Raw genomic sequence first — 447 nt, forward strand, 5'->3', positions numbered from 1 at the left:
TGAGGACGGCGCCGAGCAGCATCACGCCCAGGAACGCCTTGAACCAGTCGGGGTTCCAGCCCGCGTAGACGATGCCCTGCTGCACCATCCCGAACATGAACGCCCCGAACACCGGGCCGATCGCCGAGCCGGCACCGCCGGTCAGCAGACAGCCGCCGATCACGGCCGCGGAGATGTAGATCAGCTCCTGGCCGACGCCCTCGCCGGACTGCACGGTGTTGAAGGTGAACAGCTGGTGCATGCCGATGAACCAGGCACCGAAACCGACCAGCATGAACAGGGAGATCTTCGTGAACGCCACCGGCACACCCACGGCCCGCGCACTGTCCTTGTTGCCGCCGACCGCGAAGATCCAGTTGCCGTACTTCGTGCGCAGCAGCACCCAGGTCGCGATCGCCGCGAACACCAGCCAGTAGACGATGGTGATCTTCACGTTGACACCGCCGA

1 protein-coding gene is annotated in these 447 nt (G+C 65.3%); it reads right to left on the minus strand.

Features of this window, described 5'->3' with window-relative positions:
• A partial coding sequence (locus R6V09_RS54300; RefSeq protein ID WP_442810329.1) for an ABC transporter permease occupies window positions 1-447 on the minus strand: 447 nt, incomplete at both ends.

It is taken from the genome of Streptomyces sp. W16 (assembly GCF_033194735.1).
In the GTDB taxonomy this organism is placed as follows: Bacteria; Actinomycetota; Actinomycetes; order Streptomycetales; family Streptomycetaceae; genus Streptomyces.